Annotated in this window: 20 protein-coding genes and 2 pseudogenes; 7 read left to right on the forward strand and 15 right to left on the reverse strand. The window is 60.5% G+C overall.

All coding sequences use genetic code 11. From position 1 onward, the window contains the following. Window positions 1-9: 9 nt before the first annotated feature. From ACYQ4Z_RS06570 to ACYQ4Z_RS06585, 4 genes are read right to left on the reverse strand one after another with little or no spacing between them, the layout of a single operon-like run. Window positions 10-570 (reverse strand): pilus assembly PilX family protein, encoded by a 561-nt coding sequence (locus ACYQ4Z_RS06570; RefSeq protein ID WP_459860410.1) that lies wholly within the window; start codon window positions 568-570, stop codon window positions 10-12. After that, a complete protein-coding gene (locus tag ACYQ4Z_RS06575; protein ID WP_459860411.1) occupies window positions 567-1,706 on the reverse strand; it encodes a PilW family protein in 1,140 nt (379 codons plus the stop codon). Before ACYQ4Z_RS06575 ends, ACYQ4Z_RS06570 begins: the two co-directional genes overlap by 4 nt. Then, a complete protein-coding gene (gene pilV, locus ACYQ4Z_RS06580; protein WP_459860412.1) occupies window positions 1,703-2,206 on the reverse strand; it encodes a type IV pilus modification protein PilV in 504 nt (167 codons plus the stop codon). The genes ACYQ4Z_RS06575 and pilV overlap by 4 nt, the downstream gene beginning before the upstream one ends. A gap of 6 nt (window positions 2,207-2,212) precedes the next feature. Beyond that, a complete protein-coding gene (locus tag ACYQ4Z_RS06585; protein ID WP_459860414.1) occupies window positions 2,213-2,791 on the reverse strand; it encodes a GspH/FimT family pseudopilin in 579 nt (192 codons plus the stop codon). A 351-nt stretch (window positions 2,792-3,142) separates the two neighbouring features. Here ACYQ4Z_RS06585 and ACYQ4Z_RS06590 point away from each other — a divergent pair. The 4 genes and pseudogenes from ACYQ4Z_RS06590 to cadR all read left to right on the forward strand — a co-directional run. Further along, window positions 3,143-4,111 (forward strand): annotated as a pseudogene (locus ACYQ4Z_RS06590) (IS1380 family transposase); the annotation flags it as partial. Between the two features lie 102 nt (window positions 4,112-4,213). After that, window positions 4,214-5,479, forward strand: a complete 1,266-nt coding sequence (locus ACYQ4Z_RS06595) for an IS256 family transposase (protein ID WP_287683922.1) — start codon at window positions 4,214-4,216, stop codon at window positions 5,477-5,479. A 33-nt stretch (window positions 5,480-5,512) separates the two neighbouring features. Beyond that, window positions 5,513-5,911 (forward strand): annotated as a pseudogene (locus tag ACYQ4Z_RS06600) (IS1380 family transposase); the annotation flags it as partial. 280 nt (window positions 5,912-6,191) lie between these two features. Continuing rightward, window positions 6,192-6,599 (forward strand): Cd(II)/Pb(II)-responsive transcriptional regulator, encoded by a 408-nt coding sequence (gene cadR, locus ACYQ4Z_RS06605; RefSeq protein WP_459860415.1) that lies wholly within the window; start codon window positions 6,192-6,194, stop codon window positions 6,597-6,599. A gap of 165 nt (window positions 6,600-6,764) precedes the next feature. Here cadR and ACYQ4Z_RS06610 read toward each other — a convergent pair whose 3' ends face one another. From ACYQ4Z_RS06610 to ACYQ4Z_RS06645, 8 genes are all read right to left on the reverse strand, one after another. Continuing rightward, a complete protein-coding gene (locus tag ACYQ4Z_RS06610) occupies window positions 6,765-7,151 on the reverse strand; it encodes a type II toxin-antitoxin system VapC family toxin (RefSeq protein WP_285615831.1) in 387 nt (128 codons plus the stop codon). Further along, window positions 7,148-7,396, reverse strand: coding sequence for a type II toxin-antitoxin system Phd/YefM family antitoxin (locus ACYQ4Z_RS06615; RefSeq protein WP_459860488.1), 249 nt, complete (start codon window positions 7,394-7,396; stop codon window positions 7,148-7,150). The genes ACYQ4Z_RS06610 and ACYQ4Z_RS06615 overlap by 4 nt, the downstream gene beginning before the upstream one ends. A gap of 158 nt (window positions 7,397-7,554) precedes the next feature. After that, window positions 7,555-8,211 carry an adenylate kinase gene (adk, locus tag ACYQ4Z_RS06620; RefSeq protein WP_219972769.1) on the reverse strand — a complete coding sequence of 219 codons (657 nt, stop codon included), beginning with the start codon at window positions 8,209-8,211 and terminating at the stop codon, window positions 7,555-7,557. Between the two features lie 20 nt (window positions 8,212-8,231). Next, on the reverse strand, window positions 8,232-9,017 hold the full coding sequence (kdsB, locus tag ACYQ4Z_RS06625; protein WP_119335487.1) for a 3-deoxy-manno-octulosonate cytidylyltransferase: 786 nt from the start codon (window positions 9,015-9,017) through the stop codon (window positions 8,232-8,234). Further along, a complete protein-coding gene (locus ACYQ4Z_RS06630) occupies window positions 9,014-9,259 on the reverse strand; it encodes a Trm112 family protein (protein WP_219972767.1) in 246 nt (81 codons plus the stop codon). The genes kdsB and ACYQ4Z_RS06630 overlap by 4 nt, the downstream gene beginning before the upstream one ends. Then, complete coding sequence (gene lpxK, locus ACYQ4Z_RS06635) at window positions 9,216-10,298, reverse strand: tetraacyldisaccharide 4'-kinase (RefSeq protein ID WP_459860416.1); 1,083 nt, start codon at window positions 10,296-10,298, stop codon at window positions 9,216-9,218. The genes ACYQ4Z_RS06630 and lpxK overlap by 44 nt, the downstream gene beginning before the upstream one ends. A gap of 11 nt (window positions 10,299-10,309) precedes the next feature. Next, window positions 10,310-10,726, reverse strand: a complete 417-nt coding sequence (locus tag ACYQ4Z_RS06640; protein WP_119335490.1) for an ExbD/TolR family protein — start codon at window positions 10,724-10,726, stop codon at window positions 10,310-10,312. A gap of 18 nt (window positions 10,727-10,744) precedes the next feature. Then, window positions 10,745-11,320, reverse strand: coding sequence for a MotA/TolQ/ExbB proton channel family protein (locus ACYQ4Z_RS06645; RefSeq protein WP_459860489.1), 576 nt, complete (start codon window positions 11,318-11,320; stop codon window positions 10,745-10,747). A 110-nt stretch (window positions 11,321-11,430) separates the two neighbouring features. On the opposite strand from ACYQ4Z_RS06645, the gene xseA reads away from it, so the two are divergent. The 3 genes from xseA (at window position 11,431) to tal (ending at window position 14,618) form a co-directional block, all read left to right on the forward strand. Next, entirely contained in the window at window positions 11,431-12,852 is a 1,422-nt protein-coding gene (gene xseA / locus ACYQ4Z_RS06650) for an exodeoxyribonuclease VII large subunit (protein WP_459860417.1), read from the forward strand. A 45-nt stretch (window positions 12,853-12,897) separates the two neighbouring features. Continuing rightward, complete coding sequence (locus tag ACYQ4Z_RS06655; RefSeq protein ID WP_217126706.1) at window positions 12,898-13,485, forward strand: superoxide dismutase; 588 nt, start codon at window positions 12,898-12,900, stop codon at window positions 13,483-13,485. A 62-nt stretch (window positions 13,486-13,547) separates the two neighbouring features. After that, window positions 13,548-14,618, forward strand: coding sequence for a transaldolase (tal, locus tag ACYQ4Z_RS06660; RefSeq protein ID WP_219972762.1), 1,071 nt, complete (start codon window positions 13,548-13,550; stop codon window positions 14,616-14,618). Here the strand turns inward: tal and ACYQ4Z_RS06665 are convergent. The 3 genes from ACYQ4Z_RS06665 to cheY are packed head-to-tail and all read right to left on the reverse strand — an operon-like array spanning window position 14,615 to window position 17,779. Beyond that, entirely contained in the window at window positions 14,615-16,495 is a 1,881-nt protein-coding gene (locus ACYQ4Z_RS06665) for a chemotaxis protein CheA (RefSeq protein ID WP_197713639.1), read from the reverse strand. The two genes, tal and ACYQ4Z_RS06665, sit on opposite strands and share 4 nt — an antisense overlap. A gap of 35 nt (window positions 16,496-16,530) precedes the next feature. Further along, a complete protein-coding gene (gene cheZ / locus ACYQ4Z_RS06670) occupies window positions 16,531-17,370 on the reverse strand; it encodes a protein phosphatase CheZ (protein WP_219972758.1) in 840 nt (279 codons plus the stop codon). Window positions 17,371-17,386: 16 nt separating this feature from the next. Beyond that, complete coding sequence (gene cheY / locus ACYQ4Z_RS06675) at window positions 17,387-17,779, reverse strand: chemotaxis response regulator CheY (RefSeq protein WP_219972756.1); 393 nt, start codon at window positions 17,777-17,779, stop codon at window positions 17,387-17,389. Window positions 17,780-17,781: the final 2 nt, after the last annotated feature.

Here is a 17,781-nt window from a genome sequence, read left to right on the forward strand (position 1 = left end):
GCTTTCTCCTCACTCCGTCGCATACACCGACTGCAGCATCACCGTCGCCCGCCCCGTCCCCGAATTGCTGCGCGCGGTGATGCGGTAGCGCTTGCAGTTTTTGGGATCGAAAGAGCCACCGTCGATGCAGGGGAAGTCAGAGCCGAGATATTCCACGAAATACTGCGGGGTACCCGCGAGCCCTCCCAAGCTCACACTGGCATTGGCCCAGCCAGTAAAGTTGGATGCTTTCCAGCGCTCGGGGCAGTCTTTGTCCGGTTTTGGACACAGGCCTTGTTCGTCACAGTTGTTGATGGCCGAGGGCGAGGTAGGACAAGTGTTGTCGGCATCGGTATAGCTGGGAAACCCGCTGTTGGGCCGAACGGTTTTCGAGTGTGCCTCGGCCACCGCTTCGCCGAAGCGAAGCGCTGCTTCCGCTGCCTGAAATGCTAGATTGCGGTCGAACGTCGCTGCTGCCATCTTCTCTTCCAACGCCACATTCTGCACCCCGGAAACCCCCAACAGGGTGATGACGAGGAGCAACACCAGCGCAACGATCAACGCAACACCCTGCTCTTTTTTTCTGCTCATGGGGTTCGATTCCGCAAATTGACTACCGCATACCATTTGCGTTCAAGCGGCGTGCCGTCGGTTCCCACGTTCTCTGCCGTTCGTGTCGTCAGCTCAAGCCGCGCCGCAACCACGCGCGTCCAATCAGAAACCGCTGTCGCATCGCGATACTGGGTATCGAGCGCGCCGGAAGCGTCTCGCGTCAGGTACTGGAGCTGTAGGTCCCAGACGCCGTCGACGATCTCTTCTGCCGCAGCCGGATTGGAGCCCTTTTGATTTCCCAACCGCAATCGATAAAGCGAACGACCAGCTGGCGTGTTGCATGAGCCGCGGCCATTGCAGCCGACGTACCAGGCATCCGCGGTAAGTTTGGTAATTGTCCCGCCCCCGGCAAAAGTGTAAGAATTGCCATTGGTCGTCGTACAATCTGTAGGGTACCCAAGCCCTTTGCTACAGTTGCCAGGGGAAACCGAACTGCCTGTGTCCGAACTGCCTGTGTCCGAACTACCTGTGTCGAGGACGATCGTCACATTACTGGCATTGGTAACCTGAAAAATTGCCGCTTGGCGGTAATCGCACGCCATAACGATATCGCCGACCTGCAACCCATGCTCGGAGGTGTTGACTTTGAACTGTGCAACGTTGGAATCAGCGTTGGAATCAGCGTTGGAATCAGCGTTGGAATCAGCGTTGGAATCAGCGTTGCGATCAGCGTTGCGATCAGCGTTGGGATTGTGGTGGACGATCGTCACACCGGAATCGCCCGTCGTGCCACTCCATACGATCACCGCATCGGTACCCGAAACGCGGTCTGCACTATCAGTGCCAAACGACTTTGGAAAGGTATTGTCGTCCCCTTCGTATCCCTGAATTCCCTTGCCCCAGTTGGCCCACCAGGTGGTGCTGGCGTTGTTAAGCACATTGGCGGTGGGCAGGTTGCTGCCGCACGGGATCCCCCCCGCCTCGCGCAGCGAGCGCGCCAGGATTTCGAACGCATAACGGCCCGTCTCCTGCACCCGCGCCAACGCTTCGTTCGTCCGGTAACTCTCGCGCGCGGTGATGAAGAGACTAATTGCCGCTCCCGAAAGGAGTAGCCCCAGCACCATCGCCACCATCAGTTCCACCAACGAAAATCCGAGCGTCAGTTTGCGTTTCATAGCCGTGTCGCCACATCGAACGTTTGCGCGCTTCTTCCCCCGGCACGGCTGTCGTCCCAGCGGATGCGCACGGTGCAGGTGGTTGCGGTGCTGGCGGTGGTGCAGAGAATCGCACCACACGCGGCGTCACCCAGGTTTTCTTTGAGTTTGCCCAACCAATAGGCTTGGTCGCTGGTTGCCAGATTGCTCGCAGTGGGTGCGGTGCAAGCCGGATTGTCCAGGCTTCCCAGGTTGTACGCGCCAGAAGCTGCAGCGTCGCGGTTCGCGCGCATCGCGTCCAGAATCAGGTACGCCAACATCGCCGCCTGGCTGCGCGCCACCGCGCTTTGGTTGGTCTTCAGTGCGTTGGCTTGCAGCGCGGCGACACCAAGCAGACCAACCGCCAGCACCAACACGGCAATCAGGATTTCGATCAGGCTCACACCGCGTTGCGTCCCTTTTTTGGGCGAATAATGACGCCCTTGTTGCAAGAGATGAGCAGGTAGCACAGGATGTCTCATGACCGTTCAACAAGAATCGGGGGATACGGACGCTGCTGGTCGCCCTGTAGTGTTTATCTCGATGATTCTTCCCTGACCGGAAACGCAGAAGGTGAAGGTGTCATTGCCCAACCCCGCCGTCCTGCCAGCTGCTGTGATCCCCTGACTGACGCCGGTTGCCAGGTATGACACGCCCAAAGCAAAGTGACCGCCGGTCGTAATGGTCACATCGGGAAAGGGCCCCAAAACCCGCAACAGGGTGTCGCCGCTCTCCACTGTGCCGACGGTGCCGCGGTCGACAAAAACGATCGCCCCCTGGCTCCAGGTGGCACTCGCCGCGCAGTTGGGTTTAGTGGCGTTGGGATCTGCGGTTTTACAGAGCGTCACCCGTGCGTTGCGCTTGACTGCTTCGATTCGCGCCAAATTGAGTGCCGCTACAAAAGCGTTGGTGGTTGCGGTAAGGCGGTTGGAGACGATGAGGTTACGAAAACCCGGCACGGCAACCGCAAGCAGGATCGCCGCCACGGCGATGGTCACCATCAGCTCCACCAGGGTGACACCACACATCGCGAAAACGAAGCGGTGGGCATGAAAGGATTTAGCCATCAGCAGTCTGTTCGGAAGCTTTTGTGGAACAGCTTAGCGCATTGCGCAGAGAATGAAAAGGGCGCTCCCGACGAATGGTAGGGTTTTGCCGACGAGCGGCATCTTTTTTCGAGAGACTAAAATTCGGGTATACGGATTTAATGGTTGATGGGGCACCTTCACCCCATCAATCTGATACCACCCTCAGATGGTTGATAGATCGACTCCGTAGTTGAGTTCCTCTGCGAAGTCCGGCAGTCCGTAACCGATGGTTTTCTTGTACCTGAATCCGTGGGAAACCTGTCCCCGATCAATTGCAACCATATGATTTATTGATAGAATACGGCATCTTCCTTCTTCACCCAACTGATCATGCCCCGCTTTGAAGTCCGTCAATCCGCGAAGCTGAATCTGACCTCTTACTCCGGCCTGGCGCTGATTGGGCAATGCTGCGAGGCGGCGCAGGTGGAAGCCGTGATCGATCCGCGCTTGCCGGTATCGCAAGGCATGAAGACCTCCGACTTGGTCAAGGCGATGACTGGCTTGCTCAGTCTGGGCAAGAGCGACTTCGAAGCCATCGAGCCGTTTCGGCAGGATCGCTTCTTCAAGGAAGCGCTGGGGCTGTCGAAGGTGCCGAGCAGTGCCTGGATGCGCCAGCGACTCGACGCCAAGGCCGGCGAGTTGCGGGAGCGGACGGACGAGCTGTCGGTGCGCCTGCTGGAGAGGACAAAAGCGCCGATCACGCCGCACAAAGGATTCGTGCGCTTCGAGATCGACACCTTCGTCATGGACAACAGCGATACCAAGAAGGAGGACGTCGGCCACACCTACCAAGGCGTTGATGGCTATTGCCCGATTGCGGGCTACCTGGGCAACGAAGGCTGGAACATGGGACTGGAACTGCGTGCCGGGAACTGGCATTCGGCGCTCGAGACCGAGTACTTCTACGAACGGGCGTTTCCTCGGGTCAAGCGTTTGGTCAGGGCGGATCAACCCGTCCTGATGGTCGAAGACAGCGGCTTTGACAGCGCGCGACTGCTGTTCGCCAAAGCGGAAGAACGCGACGCCTGGGCGCGTGATGGGCGCGTATTGGAATTCGTCACGAAGTGGAACCCAAGAAAGCAGGACAGAACGGCCTGGGTCAAGCGGGCCGAGGAAGCGAACGCCTTTGAAGTGACCCGACCAGGCAAGCGGGTGGGACTTCTCGACCTCCAGGTCGAGCGCGCCTGGCAGAAACAAAAGCGCACCTTCCGGCTGATCGTGCGGGTGACCGAGCGCACCATCGACAAGAAGGGACAACACCTGCTGGTGCCGGACATTGAGATCGAAGGCTGGTGGACGAGAGCTATGCTCGAAACTGGTGTACGGAGTGATTGAAAAGGGCGGCGTACTCTGCTGAAATCGGTTTTACCGAACTGATGAACAGCAAAGGAGCACGCCACCATGAGTAAAGATAACATCGTTTCTTTGTTGATGCCAGGGGGTATCGAGGACTCGTTGACGGAGTTGCTGCGCAATGGCGCCAGGCGACTGATTCAGCAAGCGATCGAGGCGGAGCTGGCCGAGATGCTGGCAAAGTATGAGGGGCAGACAGACGAACAGGGGCGCCGTGCGGTGGTTCGCAATGGTTATCTGCCGGAGCGGGAAATTCTGACCGGCGTAGGACCGGTAACGGTGAAGGTGCCGAAGGTGCGCAGCCGTGGGAAGGAATCGGTGGTATTTCGCTCCTCACTGGTGCCGCCGTATGTGCGCAAGGCCCGTCGGGTGGAGGCCGCTCTGCCGTGGCTCTACCTGAAGGGCATCTCGACCGGCCAGATGAAAGAGGCCCTGGAGGTGCTCGTCGGCCCCGAGGCAAAAGGGCTGTCTGCTTCGGTGATTGGCCGCCTGAAACGGGAGTGGGAAGCGGAATATACCGAATGGTGCCAGCGGGACATGAGAGGGGTGCGCTGGGTTTATTGGTGGGCAGACGCCATCTACAGCGGCCTGAGGGCCGAGGGCCAGAAGCTGTGCGCCCTGGTGATCATCGGCGTCAACGAATGGGGCGAGAAACATTTTCTGACCATCGAGGATGGCATTCGGGAATCGACCCAGAGCTGGCGGGAGGTGCTGCTGGGGCTGAAGCAGCGCGGCCTTGATGTGCCGCCGAAACTGGCAGTAGGCGACGGCGCCTTGGGCTTCTGGGCGGCGCTCGAGGAAGTGTATCCCGAAACCCGTCACCAGCGCTGCTGGGTGCACAAGACGGCCAACGTACTGAACTACCTGCCCAAAGCCGTTCAGCCCAAGGTCAAGAAAGCCTTGCAGGAGATCTGGATGGCCGAAGACCGGGCATCAGCCCACAAGGCCTTCGACCATTTCGTTGCGACATACCAAGCCAAATACGCGAAGGCGGTGACCTGCCTGGAAAAGGACCGGGAGGCCCTTCTGGCCTTCTACGACTTTCCGGCCGAACACTGGGTGCATATTCGCACGACCAATCCCATTGAGTCGGCCTTTGCCACGATTCGCCACCGGAGTGACCAGGCCAAAGGCTGCGTGAGCCGAAACACCCTGCTGGCAACGTTGTACAAACTGGGAATGAGCGCACAGAAACGCTGGCGGCGGATACGAGGGTTCAACTACCTTGCCAAGGTTGTCGAAGGAGTAAAGTTCAGGGACGGAGTGGAAGTCAATGACAAACGCGAAACCGACGAAAGCAGGAACGCCGCCTGATCAGGTCATACACCAGATTTGACTATAGCTCGGTGGACGAGCCTCACCCTGCCGGCTGTGGAGGTGATCGAGCACTACCGGTATCACGGCACACACGAACAGTTCCATGCCGAGATCAAATCTGACCTTGATCTGGAACGGTTGCCGTCGGGCAAGTTCGACACCAACGACGTGATCCTGCATCTGGGGGCATTCGCCTACAACTGCCTGCGCCTCCTTGGCCAATTGGGCCTGACCGGCGAGATTGCGCCCATTCGCCACCCGGCCAAGCGCAGAAGGCTCAAGACGGTGTTGCAGGAGATCATGTACCGGGCGGCGAAGTTTGTGGCACATGCCAGAAAACTCATTCTCGACTTTGGCCGCGGATTTGCCGGCCATGTGCAGGTGTTCGTCGCGCTTCAGCAGCGATTGTTGCGAGCGGCATCGCCATGACGATGGTCGGGCTGAAACCCACCCCAAGGACGGATTCCGCTGCGGTGGAAGGTAGCCCTTCGCCTGAAAGCTGCAATATGACGTAACGCCGTCCCGACAAGGCCGACTTTTGCGGGCAAATACGGGTCCATCACCCCCGAAAAGATGGTCGGCATGACAATGAATCGGTCTGTCCGGCAAAAATTTCATGCCGGACAGCTCACAGGAAAGGTTTCGACTTTGGTGACCACGGATTCAGGATAATGTCAATAGCGTAGAGAATCCGTTGCGAAGGAACCCGATGCGTATTGGTCAGTTGGCACAGTCAGTAGGGGTAGATACACAGACGATCCGCTTCTACGAACGGCAGGGCTTGTTGCCGCCGCCTGGTCGGCAGGAGAACGGTTACCGTGTCTATACCGAGAAACACGTTGAGCGGCTGGCCTTTATTCGTCGCTGCCGCACCCTGGATCTGTCACTGGCTGAGATTCACGAACTAAAGCGCTATCAGGACGACCCTCATCAGCCTTGTACCGCCGTCAACGCCTTGCTCGATGATCACATCTCTCATGTGCGGTCGCAGATAACCGCTCTGCAAGCGCTTGAGAAACAACTCGTTTCACTGAGAGCGCGTTGCAACGATGACCGGGAAGTTGAGGCGTGTGGGGTTCTTGCTGGAATTAGCGAAGGAAACATGCACCAGCAGTAGGTGAAGCATCAACCAGATAATCCGATGAGATGCCGGTCTGTCTCACTCTCATGCAAAGGTAAGATCAACCATTTAATCCGCTTACCCTAAAATTCTTGCATCCATCTCATACGAATTTTAGGCACACGCAGGCCCGAGTTCAAACGGTGATACCGAGCCTTATGTTCAAACCTTGATGATAGTATCGCTGTAACGCGCGACGATCGGGTCGTGGGTGATAAGCCGCATTGGCTCGGTGATGGCCTGCGCAACGAGGATGCGGTCGAACGGGTCGGCATGGAGCGCCGGCAGTGCTTCAACGGCTGCTGCGTGCTCGGGTTCGACCGACAGGAATCGATAGCCAGACTCGCGAAAATAGCGCACTGCATCTTGGCTCGACACCGGCATGTCGCCGCGTCCAAGGCTGTGCTTGATGGCGATCTCCCAAATCGTCGCAGCGCTGATCCAGACTGTCGACCTGGGGGACTCGATCAACTCGCGCGCCTGCTTTGGCAGCTTTGGGCTATCGGTGATCGCCCAAAGGGCGACGTGGGTATCAAGCAAGAGGTTCAAGGCCGTTGCCCACCCAAAAACAGACGCGTGATCTCCTCGTTGTGGGCGTCGATGTTGTCTGGTACCTCGAATTTGCCCTTGGCAACGCCAATGCGTTTGCCCGTTGACGCCATATCTATGGGTACCAGCTTGGCAACCGGACGCCCATTGCGGGCGATAACGATCTCGTGTTCTTTGCCCTGCTCAATGGCTTTCACCAGCCGGGACAGAGAAGACTTCGCTTGCAGCATATTGACCGATTGCATCATAGTCTCCGAACAACCGGCTCCAGTCTAGTCTGGCTAAGCTAGTCTGTCAAGCGCCTGCGTCTAGCCTGTCACCCACCCCGCGCCGAACCCCCAGCCACCACCCAGACACGAATCCGGGGGCAATTGCCGGGGGTGGCGCGCGCAAAGCCGAGACGTTACGAAAGCAGCGCTGCGATCACCCGCTCGGTGACCTCATCCACCGGCCCGACGCCATTGACGCGCCGGACTTTCGGTGCGGCAGGATCGCCGCTCGCTTCCCACGCGGTGTAGTAGTCGATGAGCGGTTTCGTCTGCTCATGGTAGACCTTGAGCCGCGCCCGCACGGTCTTCTCTTTGTCGTCGTCGCGCTGAATGAGCGGTTCGCCCGTGACGTCGTCGATCCCGGGCTGTTTCGGAGGGTTGTATTTCACGTGGTAGGTGCGGCCTGATGCGGGATGGACCAACCGACCGCTCATCCGCTCTACGATCTCCTCATCGGGCACCTCAAAAACGAGCACGACATCGAGCGGCACGCCGTCGCGCTTCAATGCCTCGGCCTGTGCGAGTGTGCGCGGGAAACCATCGAAGAGGTAACCATTTGCGCAATCGGGCGCTTGCAGCCGCTCGCGCACCAGCCCCAGGATGATCTCATCAGAGACCAGTCCGCCGGCGTCCATCACCTTTTTCGCTTCCAACCCCAGCGGCGTCCCCGCTTTGACCGCGGCGCGAAGCATGTCGCCCGTGGAGATCTGCGGAATGCCGAAGTGGCGACAGATCGCTTGTGCCTGGGTCCCTTTACCGGCTCCAGGCGGCCCCAAAAGAATCAAATGCATAACGTTTCCCTCCTTCTCGATTACCCAAACTCGTTCCTGCGCGATTGCGCGAAAAACGCACGGATCCGCGCTAAGTCCTCCGCGGTATCGACCCCTGGCGGCGGCGCTTCAGCAGCGAAATGGACGACGATGCGGGCGCCGTACCACAACGCACGCAGTTGTTCGAGTTTCTCTGCTGCCTCCAGCGGGGCTTCGCCCCACGTTGCAAAACGGCGCAAAAACCCGGCACGGTAGGCATAGAGACCGATATGACGCCAAACGGGGACGGGTGGTGCCGCGTTCGCATCGAGCGCAAAGGGGTCTGCTTCCCGGACCCAAGGAAGAGGCGCCCGCGAGAAATAGTTCGCGTATCCGTTGCGATCGCAGACCACCTTGACCACATTGGGGTCACGCCATTCGCGCACCGTTGTCACCGGGACCGCTGCCGTAGCGATCGCCGCGTCGGGATGCGCAGCCAACCGTTCGACCACCGCATGAACGAGCGCAACCGGCAGTAGCGGTTCGTCCCCTTGCCAGTTCAGGACGATCGTCTCGTCCCCCCAACGTTGCTGCGTGACGACCTCTGCCAAACGATCCGTACCCGAAGGGTGTTCTGGCGCCGTCATCACCACGGCACCGCCAGCCCGTTGCACCGCTTCGGCGATTCGCGGGTGATCGGTGGCCACCCAGACCGATTCGGCTGCCGCGCGCTGCGCTTGCTCCCAGACGCGGACCACGAGGGGCTTGCCCGCAACGTCCGCAAGCGCCTTTTCAGGAAGACGGCTCGAAGCAAACCGAGCCGGGATGACGATCTGAAACGGCGTCACAGCGCCCCCGCTTCGGGGCGTGGTTCCGAGGGGGGTGCTGCCGAAGTTACGCCCTTTTTGAGCGCGGCAACCTCCGCTTCACTGAGCGGCTCTGCCTCTTCGGCAAGCATCACAGGAATCCCATCGCGAACCGGATAGGCCAGACGATCGAATGGACAGACGAGCGCAAGCGGTTGTTTGCGCACGAGCAGTTTCCCTTTACACAGCGGGCAGACCAGGACGTCCAGAAGCTGCGGATCCATCGATCGTTTCCTCGATTCGGTCGACAAGTTCGGTTGGCACCTGGGCACGAACGACCAATACGAAATCGTCCGCCACGGCCCATTCGGCGCATTTTACCGCATCTTTCGCGGTAAAAAGGCGCCAAACCCCGGGTTCCGGTTTGGGGAGGTCATGCGCATGGAAACGGTGGTGATCGGGAAACGGATGGCGCGCTACCGTTGCTCCCAGCGCTTCAAGCGTGACAAAAAACCGTTCGGGATGTGCGATACCGGTGATCGCGGCAACGCGCCGCCCAGCGAGTTCGGAAAGCGGTATAAGGGTTTCGGCATCCCCTTTGCGCCCCCGTCGCCAAGCGGCGAGTGGCTGCAACCCGACGGGTTCGATCGTCAATGCCCAAGTGGCAGGGATTGCGTCACGCCCCAACAACGCACGTACGGTTGCCCGCGCCTCGGTGTCGTTTGCCGCACCGCGCACAAGCACCGCCGAAACGGAGCGCAACCGGTCAAGGGGCTCCCTGAGCGGCCCAGCCGGCAGCAACCAGCGATTGCCGAGTGTTGCGGGATCGAGCACGACCAGCTCGAATTGTCGCGCCAACCGGTGGTGCTGCAGGCCGTCGTCGGCTAGGATCACGTCCAGATGCGGCTCGGTGGCGAGCAGATGGGCAATAGCATGCGGGCGGTCGCGTCCGACGATCACCGGCACCCCGGTCGTCTGCGCCAGCAGCGTCGGTTCATCGCCGTGACGGCGGGGATCGCAGCCGCTCACCCGCTCGCAGCCGCCACGAGCGGCAACGTCGCTGCGGTAACCGCGGCTGACCACCGCGACGCGTCGCCCCCGTTCGCGCAACGCACGCGCGAGCGTCTCCACCACGGGGGTTTTGCCGCTCCCTCCCGCAGTCAGGTTGCCAACGACGATCACCGGAACCGGAAAGCGCCGCCGGTGGCGTTGCGCCCAGGCGCGGTGCGCAAGAAACCCAAGGCGATAGCACGCCGCAAGCGGTAGTAGCGCCTGCGCCGCAAAGCCACGCGATTGCCACCAGCGCGGTGCTCCCCCGCGCACGCCACAGCACCTCACTGCGGTTGTTCCACCGCGAAGGTGACTTTGGCCAACCCCGCCTCTTGTGCGGCGCGCAGCGCGTCGATCACGCGCTGGTGCGGCGTTGCCGCGTCCGCTTCGATCACCACCACCGGGTCGCTCTTTGCTGGGGCTTGGCGCACCAACGCTTGACGCAGCGCCGCAACGTCTTGCGTCGGAACTGCGACGCCTTCGACGAACACCTGCCCGTGCGCGGTGATCTGGACGTGGATCGTTTCCGGCTCCTGCGCCGTCTGCGCTTCCCCTTCGGGGAGGTCGATCCGCAGCTGCCCCACTTGCGAAAAGGTGGTCGTGACACTCAAAAAGATGAGGATCACAAGCACCACGTCGATCAGGGGCACCAAGCTGAGCTCGGGGGCGTCGCGGCGCGAAGCCTGGGTAGTGAAACGCATCACCAAACCTCCCGACGCCTACCCGTCGACCCGCTCACCGTGCGCCACTTCGATGAGGCGCACCGCCGCCTGCTCCATCTCCAGGATGAGGTCGTCAACGTACGCGCGATAGTGGCGCCAGAAAATCGTTGCGGGAATCGCGATGATGAGCCCGAAACCGGTGGTGTAGAGCGCTACCGAAATGCCATGCGCCAGTTGTTGCGGGTTCGCGGTGGCCCCTTGGGAGGCAAAGATCTCGATCATCCCGACGATCGTGCCCAAAAGACCCAGAAGGGGAGAAATCACCGCGATCGTTCCGAGCGTCGTCAAATAGCGTTCGAGTTCGTGCGCCACCACCCGCCCTTCGTCTTCGATCGCCTCTTTCATTACCTCACGGGGCGCCGCGTAGTTGCGGAGCCCGGCCGCAAGGACCCGTCCCAAGGGTGAGTGGGTCATCAATTTGGCGGCCAGCGCGTTGGGTGATTCGCCACCGCGAAGCGCGCGCAGCACCGATTCGAGCAACCCGGGCGGGTTGATCCGCCGCCGGCGTAACGCGACGGCCCGTTCCAAAACGATCGCAAAGCCAACGACCGACGCGACGATCAGCGGCCACATCGGCCAGGAAAGCAGGGAAAAACTACCCACGAACGCACTCCTCGAGCATGGCTATCGAAAATGTGTGACAAAATACCACCAACGACTGCGGTTGCCAAGGTAAACGCCCCATGTCCGACCCCATCTGGACCGTCTCTGACCTTGCCGAAGCGGTACGCGCATCGCTCTCCACTGCGTTTCCCGTCCCGCTCTGGGTCACGGGAGAGGTCAGCAACTTCAGCCGGGCCCCTTCGGGACACTTCTACTTCACGCTGCGGGACGACCACGCGGCGATCGCTTGTACCCTGTGGCGCTCACGCGCCGAACGGATGATGCGGGGCGAAGGGGGGGGGCTTCCCAAAAATGGCGATGCGATCGAAGTCTCTGGGCAACTGACCACCTACGCACCACGCGGCACCTACCAGCTCGATGTGCAACAGATCCGCGCTGCTGGCGCCGGCGCCTGGTTTCAGCGGTTTTTGGCGGTGAAAGCGAAACTGGAAGCCGAAGGGCTCTTCGATGCAGCACGCAAGCGGCCGTTGCCCCGCTTTCCCCGGCGCATTGCGATCGTCACCAGCCCGCAAGCGGACGCGTTGCAGGATGTGTTGCGCACCCTTGCGGCGCGCGCGCCGATGATCACTGCGGTGCTCGTGCCCACGTTGGTGCAAGGCCCTCAAGCGCCGGATGCGATCGTCGCAGCGCTCACCACCGTGGCGCAATGTGCGGCGGCACTTCGTTTGGAAGCGGTGTTGCTGGTTCGCGGCGGCGGGGCTGCGGAAGATCTGGCGGCGTTCAACGAAGAGCGCGTGGCCTGCGCGATTGCCGCTTGCCCGATCCCAGTAGTGAGTGGCGTGGGCCATGAGACCGACACGACGATCGCCGACTTCGTCGCGGACGCCCGCGCCCCCACCCCAACCGGCGCGGCGGTGCTGATCGCGCAAGGGTGGAGCGAAGTTGTGTCTCAAGTCCAGGAGCTCGACGCACGGCTCAAGCGTGCGTTTCGCATCCAGTGGCAGCAGGTCAATCAACAGCTCGATTGGGGGGAACGGGACCTGAAACGGCTCTCGCCCGCGTTCGCGATCCGCGAACGGCGCGAACGGCTCGAGCAGCGCTACGCCGCGCTGCGTGAAGCGCTTGCCCAACGGTTGCGCAGCTCAGCCCGAACGCTCGAGGCCACCGCGGCGCGGCTCTGCCACCCGCGCGCGCAACTCGCGGCCCAACGCACGGCGCTCGAGGCGATCGCGCAACGCCTTCCCCACCCGCTCGCGCTGCTTGCCCCCTATCGCAGGGCTTGGTCGGCAAGCAGTGACAGGTTACGCGCCGCCTCGTTCGATTTGGCAGAGCCGAAGCGGCGATTGGAGACGCTCGCTGCCCGCCTCGAGGCGCTTTCCCCCACCGCGGTCTTGGCACGCGGTTATGCGTTGGTGTTCGATTCCGAAAGCGGACGGCTCATTACCCGCGCCGCGCAATTGGAAACCGAGGAACGGATCGCGATCCAATTTGCCGACGCCCGGGCGTTAGCAGAGGTTGTCGGTGGCGAAAATACCGAGTAGAATGGTCAGGCTTTACTGTTCAACCAACCCATGGAGGGCCAAACGATGATCCATCAACTTCCCGAACTCCCGTTTGCGAAAAACGCGCTCGAACCCTATATGAGCGCTGAAACGCTGGAATACCATCACGATAAGCACCACCAAGCCTACGTCAATAACCTCAACAATCTGATCAAAGGGACCGAATTTGAAGACATGCCGCTCGAAGAGATCGTCAAGAAGGCTCCTGCTGGCGGCATCTACAACAACGCGGCGCAAACCTGGAACCACTCGTTTTTCTGGAACTGCCTCTCGCCAAACGGCGGCGGCGAGCCTTCCGGCGCGCTCAAAGCAGCGATCGAAGCGAAATGGGGGAGCTTCGACGCATTCAAGAAAGCGTTCCATGCCTCGGCCGTCGGCAACTTCGGTTCGGGCTGGACGTGGCTGGTGAAGAAAGCCGATGGCAGCGTCGATATCGTCAATATGGGCGCTGCCGGAACTCCGCTCACCACGGGTGACACGCCGCTCCTTACCCTTGACGTCTGGGAGCACGCCTACTACATCGATTACCGCAACCGTCGCCCCGATTTCGTCACCGCGTTCCTCGACCATCTGGTCAACTGGTCGTTCGCGGAGCAAAACTACGCGGCGTGACCGCACCCCGTTTCGATCGAACCACGCCCCGGCAACGGGGCTTTTTTACGCGAAGGGCAACGATGAACAACCGGCATCCCATTTTGGCGCACATCGATGCGCTTGGGCAGCAGATCTGGCTCGATCAATTGACACGGGAATGGCTCCTCGATGGTACGTTGCGCGCGTGGCAAGCGAAAGGGGTCCGTGGCGTTACCACCAACCCAGCGATCTTCGAAAAAGCGATCAGCCAAAGCGACGCGTACCGTGACGAACTGGCTACATTGCGGAGAAGCAACCTGGAGCCGGAAGCGGCGCTCGAATTGCTCGTAGCCGCCGACGTATTGAGCGCGTGCCAACAGTTTCGCGCCACCTGGGAAGCGAACGCCGGACGCGCCGGATATGTGAGTATCGAAGTGAGCCCAGCGTTGGCCCACGACCGTGACGGCACCATCGCCGCGGCAAAGCGGCTCACCGCCCGCATTCCCGAACCGAACGTGTTGATCAAGATTCCGGCAACCGCCGCTGGGATCGACGCGATGGCAACGCTCGTCGCCGAAGGGATCGGCGTCAATGTCACGCTGATTTTCTCTCCGGGTCAATGGCAGGCCGTCGTCGACGCCTACCGCCGAGCGGCTGCCGCGGCGCAAGCGCTAGGCATCACCCCGGGGTATAGCGTCGCGAGTGTCTTCCTTTCGCGAATGGACAGCGCGGTCGATCCCCTCCTGGCGGAACGGGCGCCGGAGCACCCGGAGTGGCAAGGGATGACGGCGGTTGCGATGGCCAAAGCGATCGGCGCTACCTATCGCAGCCTGTTGGCTACCGATCCCCTTTTTGCTGCACACCCGCAACGGGTTTTGTGGGCGAGCACCAGCACCAAGAACCCAGCCTATTCCGATCTTTTGTACGTCGAACCCCTCATCGGGCCAGAAACGATCAATACCCTGCCACTCGCCACGCTCGAAGCGCTGCTCGATCACGGCAAAGCGGACGAAGCCACACTTGCGCTCCACGTCGACGAAGCACACCAGCATCTGCAACGTTTGCAGACGCTGGGTATCGACCTCGAGGCGATCGGCGCCGATCTGCAGCGCGCGGGGCTCAATGCGTTTGCGCAAGCCCAGGCGCGGTTGTTGGCGATCGTTGCCGGTTAGGCCGGCTGCATCACTGCTTCAGGGGGTTGCGCATATTTCTCCAGCTCTTTCTTGCTCACCCCCTGGCGGCCGGTGCTGGTTTCGAAGAGCTCTTTCATGTCGAGGATCAGGACGATCTGACCGTTGGAGAGGATCGTCACACCCGCCACCCCTTTGGGTCGGAAATCTTCGAGCGATTTGATCACCGCGTCTTCCCGCCCAGCGAAGCTGTCGATACCAAGGATGAACGAAAATTCGGCCATTTGCATCAGTACGCCGTAATTGGGGCTGCGGGTCATCGGCCAATTGAGGAGCAGCGAAAGCGGCAAAATCGGCAGCACTTCGCCCCGCACCACCAACGTCGAGCGTCCACCTACCTCGCGCACCTCGTCGAGGTGAATCGGAAGGATTTCGCGCACCATCGAGAGCGGCACTGCGAAGGGTTGTTCGCCTAGACGGACGAGCAGCACCGGCAGAATCGCGAGCGTGAGCGGCAGGCTGATGATGAAGGTCGTCCCGCGCCCCGGTTCCGATTGCACGTCGATCGTGCCGTTCAATTTGGTGATGTTGGTCCGCACCACGTCCATCCCCACGCCGCGCCCCGAGACGTCGGAGACCTTCTCTGCGGTGGAGAAACCGGGCAGAAAGATGAGGTTGAGGCTTTGCCGGTCGTCCAACCCGTTCGCTTCGTCGGCCGAAATCAACCCTTTCTCGACCGCTTTCGCGCGAATCTTTTCCGCACTCATCCCTTTGCCGTCGTCGGCGATGATGATCAGGATATGGTCCCCTTCCTGTTTCGCGGAGAGTTGAATCGTCCCTTCCGGTTTCTTCCCGGCAGCGATGCGCTCTTCCGGCGATTCGATACCGTGATCCACCGCGTTGCGGATCAGGTGAATGAGCGGATCCGAAAGATCGTCGATCATCGTCTTGTCGATCTCGGTCTCTTCACCGCTGATCACGAGTTCGATCTGTTTGCCGAGCTGGCGTGCCAAATCGCGCGCAATACGCGGATATTTCTGGAACAACCGCCCAATGGGCTGCATCCGCGTTTTCATCACCGCGTTTTGCAGGTCGGAAACCAAGAGATCGAGCTGATTGACCGAAACGTCGAGCGCATGAAGGGTATCGGGGTCGGTTTTCCCCGCCAGGATGTCGCTACGCAACGCGGTCAAGCGGTTTTTGGTAAGCCCGATTTCGCCCGCTAGGTTGAGCACCTGGTCGAGGCGCGACGTTTCGATGCGGATTCCCTGGTCCCGATTTTCGGCTGGCCGCCGCACCGGGGCAGGGACGGACGCGCGCTTGGGCGCAGGTGGCGCCGCTTTTGCTTCCGCTTTGCCGTCGTGCGCTTTGGCGTCGTCTGGCTTCGGCGTCGCCTTGGACTCGTTCGCTGTTTCCCCCGCAACCACTTGGTGCAGCAACTCCCAATCGGGCTCACTGCCCCCATCTTTACCCGAATCTACGGCATCGGCCTGGCTTTTGGTACCCCCACCTGCGGGTTCGGGCAGTTTCCCGGCAAGCGCGGCCCGCAACCGTTCGAGTAGTGACTCTTCCGCGGGCGGCGGTTGCACGCTGCGCTCCAAATAGGAGAACATGTCCCGGACGGCGGCGGTGGCTTCCAGGATCAGATCCATGAGCGATGGCGTGAGCGACAGTTCGTCGTTGCGCAGCTTGTCGAAGAGGTTTTCGGTCAGGTGACACAACGTCACCAGTTCGTTCGCGCCAAGAAACCCCGCACCCCCTTTGATGGTGTGAAACCCACGAAAAATTTCGTTCAAGAGATTTTTGTCGTGCGGGTTCTTTTCGAGCTCGACCAAACGGTTATCGACGCCTGAGAGCAGGTCTTCCGCTTCGACCAAAAAGTCCTGGAGAAGGTCCTGCATACCAGCAAAATCGCTCATGGCTCTGCTCCTTGTTTCTGCGCTGTCCCGAGCCGTCAGAAGCCGAGACTACTCAGTAAATCATCCACCTCTTCTTGGGACGACAAAACGCCCTCCCCCTTCTGGACGGCTGGTCCATTCATCAATGCCGCGTCGCCTTCCGACTGGTGTTTTTTCTGGCGCAACTCTTCTGGCATCGCTTCGATGAGGATCTGCAGCAGTTCGGTTTCGATCCGGCCAACGATCTCGATCACTTTTTTGATCACTTGACCGGTAAGGTCTTGGAAATCCTGCGCCATCACGATGTTCATGAGCTGCTCGGCGGTGAGGTGCGCGTTCTCTTCCGTAAGCGCAAGGAACGCATGCGTCTCTTTCGCAAGCGCTTTGAACTCCTGCGGCGAGAGCTGATTGGCAAAGAGCTGATCCCAACGGGCGCGCAGCGCCTGCGCTTTGCTCTCCAACTCTTTTTGCAACGGCGACGCGATCTCGGCCGCATTGAGGACCTTGACCGCAGCTTCTTCAGTTTTCTGCGCGATGTAGCGCAGCCGCTCTTTGGCATCGGGAACTGCTTGCGCTGCTTCCGCGACGACCGATTCACACCCAAGCTCTTTGAGCGCCTCATGGAGTTGCCGCGCCACCTTTCCGATGCGGCGGTAGAGTTCGTCGCGCTGCTCGGGTGTCAGGGGCGGTTCGGCTGCTTCGCCTGGGTCAGAAGCATCCGAATCCGCCTCGGCGCTTGCTTGAAACTGCTCGGCAACGGTATCGAACAGCGCCTGCAGTTCATCGCTGTCACCACTCTCCGTTTCCGGTTCCGAGCTCTGCGCCGCAGCGCCGACGATGCTGTCGAACAACGCTTGCAATTCGTCGCTGTCGCCAGATTCGTGTTTTTTACTCATCGTCTTGCTCCACGCGCTACTGTTTGCCCAGCTTCGCAAAGATGCGGTCGAGCTTTTCCGCCAACACCGCTGCCGTGAAAGGCTTGACGATGTATCCTGAAGCGCCCGCCTGCGCCGCCGCGATGATGTTCTCCTTTTTCGCTTCTGCGGTGATCATCAACACCGGCAGGTGTTTGAGCTTGTCGGAACTGCGGATCTTTCTGAGCAGCGTCAGCCCGTCCATGTTGGGCATGTTCCAGTCGGTGATGACGAAATCGAACGGTTGGCTTTCCAGCTTGTTGAGTGCCACCTGGCCGTCTTCAGCCTCTTCGACGTTGGTGTACCCCAGTTCCTTCAACAGGTTGCGCACGATGCGACGCATCGTCGAAAAATCGTCGACCACCAGAAAACGGATTTTGTTTTTGTCCATGG

Source organism: Hydrogenophilus hirschii (assembly GCF_054656675.1).